Source organism: Pseudomonas taiwanensis DSM 21245, from assembly GCF_000425785.1.
Taxonomy (GTDB): domain Bacteria; phylum Pseudomonadota; class Gammaproteobacteria; order Pseudomonadales; family Pseudomonadaceae; genus Aquipseudomonas; species Aquipseudomonas taiwanensis.
Genome location: NZ_AUEC01000070.1, coordinates 1 through 1,174 on the forward strand (window position 1 = coordinate 1; position 1,174 = coordinate 1,174).

2 protein-coding genes are annotated in these 1,174 nt (G+C 47.3%); one reads left to right on the top strand and one right to left on the bottom strand.

Features of this window, described 5'->3' with window-relative positions; translation table 11 throughout:
* The coding region (locus H620_RS27295) for a hypothetical protein (RefSeq protein ID WP_209439665.1) at positions 1–688 on the top strand (688 nt) is incomplete at its 5' end.
* A 301-nt stretch (positions 689–989) separates the two neighbouring features.
* On the opposite strand, the gene H620_RS27300 is transcribed toward H620_RS27295, so the two are convergent.
* Positions 990–1,174, bottom strand: a 185-nt coding sequence (locus H620_RS27300; protein ID WP_209439666.1) for a hypothetical protein, incomplete at its 5' end; no start/stop codon positions are given.

A 1,174-nucleotide genomic window follows, 5' to 3' on the forward strand; every position in this document is an offset into this window, starting at 1 on the left:
CGTTGCGAACATCAGGCCTGCCGGCCTCTCGAGCCCGGCAGTTAAGGCAGGAAGCGGAGCAGTTCTTGTCGAACTGTCCTTGTACGATTTGATTTGGAGGTGTGGGATGTTTAATGAATTGACTTTTGAAGAGGGCGAATTTGATCTGCGTAAACCTTATCTAGGCGGTGGGGCGCACCTACCAGGCTCCATAAGCTGGCCTTTAGACCGTCAAGGCAACCCTAAGCTCCACTTAGCGTGTTTTCCGCTTTCCTTTTTGGCTGAATACAGTGATGTCAAGCTGGATGGTGCTAAGTTGGCCTCTGTATTTGTACCCTACTCTAAAATGAGTGATGACTATATTGATGAGGTCATGGAGGAAGGAGGAGATGTGTTGATTTATTCTCCGGGCGCGCAGCCAATTTATGGCTATGGTACGGATTTTTTACCGCCAAGATTGATTTCTGTTGTCAAAAATCAAGGCGAAGACAGTAATGAAAATGGGATCGCAAAGATTGGTGGGACTCCATGCTGGCTCCAGGATGAAGAATTTACGCCAGGAATGAGCTATGTCCTACAGATTAATAGCTCCCGCTTGAATAAAGCGGTTCCTTCACATAAGGGAATTCTTGTAGGTGGTATAGGGACACTGCTACTCGGGAGGCTAGATGGCGAAGTGCAAGGTAGATTTATAGTTCAAACGACTTGATGTTTATTTAATCGGGCTTTGGTGATGTCGGATTATAAGGTCTCCCATTCTGGTGTCGCTGGAGTCAATGCGCCCCTTTATATGAATTTAATGCGTGAAGGGGCTGCGCTACCGAGGGATCCTTGGCAAGGGTTTTGGTCATAACATCACGTCAGAATGTATAGCGCAATTCTGTTTTCGACAGATCTATATGTGAGGAATTACGCAAAAAAAGATAGGCTACAATATATTTAGCGGACTTCTTGAAGTCTATCACTATGCATTTGCACGAAAAAGCAATGTGCTTTTTTGGGTGGTGATTTTAAGAGTGTTCGGGAGTACATTGATCTTTCTCGTTTCCGCAGGACTTTAGGCCAAGAGTACCTGGTACTACTACGATATCCAGGGCCACCTGTATCGCATCCGCTACCCGGACGAACGCTCCGAGTGGCTGTTCCGCGATGAGCGCAAGAAGCTCCTGCGCCACGTGCACGCCGATGGCAGCGA